17 protein-coding genes are annotated in these 6,885 nt (G+C 27.3%); all 17 read right to left on the bottom strand.

The window, feature by feature from the left end:
- On the bottom strand, positions 1–592 hold a 592-nt coding region (locus PHC28_RS13500; RefSeq protein WP_300101554.1), incomplete at its 3' end, for a hypothetical protein.
- 66 nt (positions 593–658) lie between these two features.
- Positions 659–2,044 (bottom strand): hypothetical protein, encoded by a 1,386-nt coding sequence (locus tag PHC28_RS13505; RefSeq protein WP_300101557.1) that lies wholly within the window; start codon positions 2,042–2,044, stop codon positions 659–661.
- Entirely contained in the window at positions 2,025–2,246 is a 222-nt protein-coding gene (locus PHC28_RS13510) for a hypothetical protein (protein WP_300101560.1), read from the bottom strand. The genes PHC28_RS13505 and PHC28_RS13510 overlap by 20 nt, the downstream gene beginning before the upstream one ends.
- On the bottom strand, positions 2,247–2,672 hold the full coding sequence (locus tag PHC28_RS13515; RefSeq protein WP_300101563.1) for a hypothetical protein: 426 nt from the start codon (positions 2,670–2,672) through the stop codon (positions 2,247–2,249).
- The gene (locus PHC28_RS13520; RefSeq protein ID WP_300101566.1) at positions 2,669–2,953 is read right to left on the bottom strand and encodes a hypothetical protein; all 285 of its coding nucleotides are present in this window, start codon (positions 2,951–2,953) and stop codon (positions 2,669–2,671) included. The genes PHC28_RS13515 and PHC28_RS13520 overlap by 4 nt, the downstream gene beginning before the upstream one ends.
- Positions 2,950–3,315: a hypothetical protein gene (locus tag PHC28_RS13525; RefSeq protein ID WP_300101569.1), complete on the bottom strand. Its 366-nt coding sequence runs from the start codon at positions 3,313–3,315 to the stop codon at positions 2,950–2,952. Before PHC28_RS13525 ends, PHC28_RS13520 begins: the two co-directional genes overlap by 4 nt.
- 193 nt (positions 3,316–3,508) lie before the next feature.
- The gene (locus PHC28_RS13530) at positions 3,509–3,691 is read right to left on the bottom strand and encodes a hypothetical protein (RefSeq protein WP_300101572.1); all 183 of its coding nucleotides are present in this window, start codon (positions 3,689–3,691) and stop codon (positions 3,509–3,511) included.
- A 16-nt stretch (positions 3,692–3,707) separates the two neighbouring features.
- A complete protein-coding gene (locus PHC28_RS13535) occupies positions 3,708–3,836 on the bottom strand; it encodes a hypothetical protein (RefSeq protein ID WP_300101575.1) in 129 nt (42 codons plus the stop codon).
- Positions 3,837–3,839: 3 nt separating this feature from the next.
- Positions 3,840–4,385, bottom strand: a complete 546-nt coding sequence (locus PHC28_RS13540; RefSeq protein ID WP_300101579.1) for a site-specific DNA-methyltransferase — start codon at positions 4,383–4,385, stop codon at positions 3,840–3,842.
- Positions 4,386–4,406: 21 nt separating this feature from the next.
- Positions 4,407–4,538 carry a hypothetical protein gene (locus PHC28_RS13545; RefSeq protein WP_300101582.1) on the bottom strand — a complete coding sequence of 44 codons (132 nt, stop codon included), beginning with the start codon at positions 4,536–4,538 and terminating at the stop codon, positions 4,407–4,409.
- Between the two features lie 87 nt (positions 4,539–4,625).
- On the bottom strand, positions 4,626–4,910 hold the full coding sequence (locus tag PHC28_RS13550; RefSeq protein ID WP_300101585.1) for a hypothetical protein: 285 nt from the start codon (positions 4,908–4,910) through the stop codon (positions 4,626–4,628).
- Entirely contained in the window at positions 4,907–5,053 is a 147-nt protein-coding gene (locus PHC28_RS13555; RefSeq protein ID WP_300101589.1) for a hypothetical protein, read from the bottom strand. The genes PHC28_RS13550 and PHC28_RS13555 overlap by 4 nt, the downstream gene beginning before the upstream one ends.
- Complete coding sequence (locus PHC28_RS13560; RefSeq protein WP_300101593.1) at positions 5,046–5,252, bottom strand: hypothetical protein; 207 nt, start codon at positions 5,250–5,252, stop codon at positions 5,046–5,048. The genes PHC28_RS13555 and PHC28_RS13560 overlap by 8 nt, the downstream gene beginning before the upstream one ends.
- Positions 5,233–5,466, bottom strand: coding sequence for a hypothetical protein (locus PHC28_RS13565; RefSeq protein WP_300101595.1), 234 nt, complete (start codon positions 5,464–5,466; stop codon positions 5,233–5,235). The genes PHC28_RS13560 and PHC28_RS13565 overlap by 20 nt, the downstream gene beginning before the upstream one ends.
- Positions 5,456–5,719: a hypothetical protein gene (locus tag PHC28_RS13570; RefSeq protein WP_300101597.1), complete on the bottom strand. Its 264-nt coding sequence runs from the start codon at positions 5,717–5,719 to the stop codon at positions 5,456–5,458. Before PHC28_RS13570 ends, PHC28_RS13565 begins: the two co-directional genes overlap by 11 nt.
- A gap of 97 nt (positions 5,720–5,816) precedes the next feature.
- Positions 5,817–6,041, bottom strand: a complete 225-nt coding sequence (locus PHC28_RS13575; protein ID WP_300101601.1) for a hypothetical protein — start codon at positions 6,039–6,041, stop codon at positions 5,817–5,819.
- The gene (locus tag PHC28_RS13580; RefSeq protein WP_300101603.1) at positions 6,038–6,838 is read right to left on the bottom strand and encodes a hypothetical protein; all 801 of its coding nucleotides are present in this window, start codon (positions 6,836–6,838) and stop codon (positions 6,038–6,040) included. Before PHC28_RS13580 ends, PHC28_RS13575 begins: the two co-directional genes overlap by 4 nt.
- Positions 6,839–6,885 lie beyond the last annotated feature (47 nt).

The raw sequence follows: 6,885 nt of genomic DNA on the forward strand, positions 1-6,885 counted from the left end.
GAGAATATGCTTCACCTTTCTCATTTATTCTAATATCAACGCCTGGTGCCAGAAAATCAATATCATCAATATTCATATCTATGAATTTTCTCCATATTCTTTTAGAGGAAAATTTCCAGGTTTTTTGGTTATCTGGATTACCGAATTCAGATACGAGTACGATTTTCTTAGTTGTAACATTTGGAATTAGATCAGTAAGTAATTTTAATTCGCTTCTTGTTACGAGAGCATAAAAATAACATACTTCAATATCATTTTCAATCCAAGATTTTCCAACAGTACCAGGAAGAAAATTTGATAACATTTCTTCAAGATATTTTGCGATTTTTATTTTATATGTATATGCTTTTGATTTTTGACCTAATAAATCAAATTTTTCGAGATATGGATCCGGTAAATACATACCTCCCAAATAAATAACCCCATCTATCCAAGTATAATTATCACACGGAGCGTGTAATCTACCGTCAGAGTCAACAGTTGGTTTTTTATCTAATTCATCATAACCGTCTTTTTGTAGTGCGAGAAAATATCTTTCTTGATTTTTATCTCTTAAAGATTCTATCGCGGCTTTGATAATTTGAATATTCATGATATGTACTCACTCAGTTATTTAAAATACAAATAAATTATAATTTATATTTATAAATATGTCAAATTAATTTATTTGTTTTATACTTGCTTCAATCGCCAAAATTTCTTCTAATGTATTGGCACTATTTTTATCATCCCTGAGTCGAAAAAATCTCGGATGTAATAAGCTATACCCATTATCGGTAACTGATACCCCTGAACAAATAATTTCTACAGTTGTATTCAATAATAATTCTCTATTTTTCCAAATAACATCTCTAATTTCATCACTCAATCCTGCTGGATCGGTTTTCAACTTCCCATCAGCAGATTCACATATTAATGACCCAAGAGTTTGTTCTAATCTAGTACCCTTTTTGCCTTGGTTATATCCCACGATAACCAAATCCATCGACATTTCTAACTTTACTTTTATTTGAGTATTAGGTTTTCCATCTTTCCATTTTGTACTCAATCCTTTTATAATAGTACCTTCTTCGCCATTTGATAATTTCTCTTTAAAATCTTCCATCATATCATTCATATTAGCAACCCTTTTTGATTCAACTAATCTGACTCGAGGAGAATTTATCTGCGATATCAATAATGATAATTCGTGCCATCTTTCATCATAATCTCGTTCACTTATAGCATTATTATATTCATCAATAGTAATAACATCCCACGTCACAAATATGATTTTATTGATAGCATCTTCAAAATCTAATTCGTGCTTTTTTGTAAATTTTTCTTTTTCTTTTGAAATATCATTACCATTTTTTTCTTTTTTACAAATATCCACGATACTTGCGATGATACCATTTGATTCATACCTATTGATACCATCCATAATCAATTCACCATTAAATACTCTTTCTGGTATATTACAGAATAATTCATCAAAAGTATTGAAAATATGAGTTATTTCGCCGCTTCTACTTTCTGTTATTACTTCTTCATGTGTATTGATAAGATTACAATATCTACCATCCATTTTTATTTGTGAAACAATACCTTTTTTATCACTATCAATCAATTTTTGAATTTTCTTTTTATCAAATGAAGATGCACCCATATAAGGAGTTTCTTCAATCAATTTTGGCCATACTTTATTAGTCGTTGAAACGTTAAATCCTAATTTGATATCTTTTTCAATAATTCGTTCAATAACAAATGCATCAAATTCGCTTAATGAAGATAAAATAGAACGTAAATAATCAATCGCCGCATTACCAGTGAATTGTCTACTTGATAAAATCTGTAACTCAGTTATAGCATCATTTAATTTCATAGTTGGATTAAGTGATCCCACATAATCAGGGATTTTTTTAATATAAAATTTCACTCTTGGGCTAAGTGCATGATATAATACTTCTCGCAATAGTTGGTTATCTTTGTATTTGCGCAATATCTGCTCTTTTTCTTTTGTTGAATTTGTTGTTAATAATTCATCAAATATTTGTTGTAACATTATTTTCTATCCTTTTATTAATCAATTTACTTTTCAATTCTTCGATATAAATTATATCATTTTCATATACTTTTTGTAAAGCTGTATCTTCATCAATAATCGCTTTTTGAATTTTCAAGTGTTTTTCAATGATATTTCTATGAAGTAAATAAAATAAATTTTCAGCATCATTATCAGATAATATGAAATCGAAATGGATCATTTAGAATTCCTTATATGGATTTCCTGTAGCTAAAACTTTCAACCCTAATTCGAGATACATACGGATAACTTTTGGACGATCATCTAATACAAGTTGAACATTATAATATGGTTGAATATGATTTTCATAAATTTCACGTTTAACAATTGTATCACATCGTCTATCATATTGTCCACGCATGAAAAGTTTATATTCACCAATATCTACTTTATCATCTAGCCATTTTCTAGTCAAATCTTCACAAATATCAGAACGACCAGTCACAAATAATACATCGTTCCCTACTTGATTAAAAGTTTCTGTGATTAAAATTAAATGAGGATCTGGATCATCTAAATGAACCTTATGAAATTCGTATGGCGTTCTATGATTATGCCCGTGTGCAATAGTTCCATCAATATCAACAATTATAGCATCTTTTTTCATGAAATTCCTTCATATATTTTTCGTAATTGGTATTCTAAAAATTGTATTCTATTATAAGCCCATAAAATATAATCATCTTCTTCTTTAAAAATATCTACATCTAATGATTTATTGATATTTGCTAAATCAACTCTATCAATAAATCCTTTTGGAATTTCCTTCCAATAAGGGCAGTATTTTTTATCAGTAATATGTAATTCTTCAGCAGCAAAGCAATCTGTAATATCACAAGAATCATATTCTGATTTATCATGCATATATTTATCAATATAACAACTCATATTATACCTAAACTTTCTAAAAATTTAAGTGTAGCACTAGCATTACGTTTTGCCCGGCTATTTCTTGGTATATCGGATATTTGTCGCAAAGTTTCAATTGTTATATTTAGTGCATCTTTTTTGATTCCTGTATATACATCTAAAATATCTACCGATGATGCCCTATTTTTAAATAAGGTATTATTTGATAAAGAAACACAAAAATCTGATATCAATAATAATTCATGATTATATTTTTCGGATCTATCATAATTCAATCCTCTCATTTTTTGTTTTAAAATTATATCATTAATCTGTGTTTCTTGTAATTTGTTGATATAATAAACAAAATCCCCTTGCTTAATTTTAATATATTCTTTCATGATTATTTTTTATATTCTTTAACAAACATGATATTAGCAAAAATAACTAATGATATCAAAGCCAATATCGGAATATGAATTAAATTACTAGCACCCCACAATATTCCGTTGATTGAAAATAAACTAATGATATTTACCCAGTATAATACATCTATAACTTTTATATCTTGCAATTTCATAATAAAACCTCTTCTCAAATATTTTTTAAACGCACAAAAATTTCTTTATTATCTTCAATCAATTCTTTAAACAAATCATTACAAATATTAGTAAATTCTATTTGTTGATCAATTGTGGCATATCCACTTTTAACTATACAAAATAATTGATAATATCGTTCTTCTTTAAGAGCTTGACACACTATTGTTGGACTCACAATTATAATACTCTTTTTACTTTTCTAAAAATCTTTTTGGAAAATATTTAGCATGAATAAATTTATATCTTCCCCAATACCTATGATGTTTTCTTTTAGCTTCTTGTAAACTAATCCTGATTTCTTTTTCCTCTATTTTTTTCATAATCTATTCAAAAATAATATTGCTGATATTGTTATACGATTGTTTAATTCTGTTTTCAGCGATTTTAAAAAATTCAGGATTCAATTCAATTCCTATAAATCTTCTATTAAGATTTCCACACGCTACTCCGGTTGAACCTGATCCCATACAATTATCTAAAACTAAATCATCTTCATTAGTATAAGTTTTTATTAAATACTCCATCAATAATACTGGTTTTTGTGTGGGATGTAAACTTTTATTTCCACCACTATTTCTCGGTAAACCTATTTTCTGAATAGTTCTCGGGTAATTCGTATATTTTTGAATATATTCTTCAGTATCTTTAAAACAATTGTCTTTATAAACACTATTACTCAAAGTTGTCAATTTTTGTTTAATTTTTTTATTTGATTCTACAATACCTTGAGGATTATATGTAGGTTGTTTTTTATAAAATACAACTAAATTTTCATGATTATTTAGGGGACGATATGAAGCTCTCATGTGTCCAGTTGTATAATTCTTTTCCCAAATCCATTCATATCGAAACATTTCAATATTACTCAAGATCAATTTACTCGTAAATGGTTATGCTCCTGTTAAAACTATAGCACCATTATCTTTTATGACTCTATTATATTCTAACCATAATTCATCGAATGGAATGATAACATCCCATTCACATGATGTAGTGCCATAAGGTAGATCGCATAGAATCATATCAATACTCTTATCCGCAATCTCTGACATTATATCTAAACAATTCCCTTCATATAAATGAAACATATAATGTAAACTTCCTTAAAATTATTCCAATCTATGTATAGTAATACAGCCGTTTTCTCTTTTTACAACTGTAAATAATCCATTATATAGCATTCCTAAATCACCTAGTAATTCATCACTATATCGTATTCCATGTATATTCCACGTATCGGTATTGAAATCATATCCTGTATGTTTTCCTATATAATAATATAAAAACTGCTCAGGAAAAAGTATTATTTTAATAAAAAATAACCATGTTGGTACAATTTCACCATGTTCAACTTTAGATTTAGATTTAAACCATCTAAATATTTTATATCTCATTTAGAATCATCCATCAATTCTAAAATAGTATCATTTATAGCTAATTCAAATTCAGCTAATAAATCATTTCTACCCCAGCTCGTTTTTAACTGTAGACGTTCTTTAAAGTTCTTTCTTAATAAATCTATTAATTTTTTATTCATCTATTTCTCTCCAATATTGAGGTTCCCAACCGCGGTCACTTAAATGTGTACCAGTTACATCATTCCATTCCCCTTGATGCCAATCTTTAATTCTATAACCATTGATAATAAAAATATCATGTGGTTTCATATACCCTGAATCCCCTTTCAATAAAACAACTTTTTTGAACGGAGCGGTTTTAATTGGTTTCCAACTCATAGTCTTTTTTATATTGTATCAAATGTTTTTGATTAAATTTATTTAATTTGAATTCGTGTACGATAAAATCCCATATCATACCACCTCTATAATGTTTAGCGATTTTTCCTGCTTTAAAAGCATCATCAATATTATCAAATACACCAACAATATATTTTGATGAATCATCAGAAATACGAAATAATTCAGTTATGAAAATCTTATTATCTAACACGATTTAGATCCGAAAAATGATAATATACTACAATTGAATATAATATATCTTTTACTAAGCAATATTGATATTTTTTAGTATATTCAAATAACACATCTTTCATTGAAACTGGATAGTGAATTGGTTTCAATTCACCAATATAATCAGGAAGTTCATAAAATATACCACCTTGCCACGATAAAATTTGTTTTTCAGATAAATAATATTCAGGAGCATTACTATCCATATTTACATATTTTATGTAATTATTCATCCAGAAATACCTTCAATTATGGATCCAAGGAACTCAACTAATCCTATTAAACATTCTAATAAAAATTCAATCTTATTTTGATTTTTTTCTTGTGACATCAATTACAAACTCTTATATGATGATTGTTATCAATAACTTTGTATATTTTATAACCTAATAAAAATTCGATATTATCGTCGTTTTTATTCCAGTCAAAATTTTCAAAATTAGATTTTATTTCAGCATATTCATTTATACCTAAATAAATTCTAGTTGGAGTTAAACCGGTAGATATCTCATATTCAAATACCGCTCTTCTGATATCATTAAAAATATTATTCATCTTAATAATTCTATTGAAGAAAATCTATCATTATTTCTATTTTTTGCAATATTCAGCCAATCAAAAATCATAGGTAAATCGTTTTTAGTGATATTGTAAATTTCAATACCACGTGAACAACCTTTTTTAGGATGAATCATCCATAACACCAATTTCACAATAGGTATTGGACTAATTTCAATATATCCTTTACCTTGGCAACATTCACAATTTTCTTGTAATCCAAGTCTCTTTATTCTTGCTCTCGTCAAAATATTTCTGTTAATAGCATCATGACCTAAACCAGTTATTTCACTTCTATTTACTTCATCTACCGTTGGTACATTATTTTTATATTCAAATAATCTATTTGCAGTCAACAACGCATCTAATTCATCTTGTGTTATTTTATCATGCCAAAATAAAGCTTCTGGGTGATCATACAAATATTTCATATCAATAACAGGTAATTCATTATGATCTTTCCAAACATAGTAATCCTTATTCATATGTTTATAAAAAGAATTAACAACAGGCAAAGCTTCTTTGTGCCAACCTCTACCATCACATTCTTCGCACTCGATAGTATTTTTTGATATATCAAAATAAAAATTAACACATTCGTTTAAATCATTCAATTTCCATTCAGTTTCAAATTCTTGCCAATTTTTGATAAATAATGGAGATCCCCATTGACTATCATTAATCATGTAATCTTCGTGTGGTCCCCAATTATTATAGCTTGGGTTAGCTTTTAATAAATTTATATGCCAATCTTCAAAACTTGAAAGATCTTCACTAACATCATAATATCTCATAATTTACCTAATAATTTTATTTTTGAAAAAGAAATGAATTCAACATG

Origin of the sequence: Flavobacterium sp., assembly GCF_028712645.1 — a bacterium.
Classification (GTDB): Bacteria; Bacteroidota; Bacteroidia; order Flavobacteriales; family Flavobacteriaceae; genus Flavobacterium.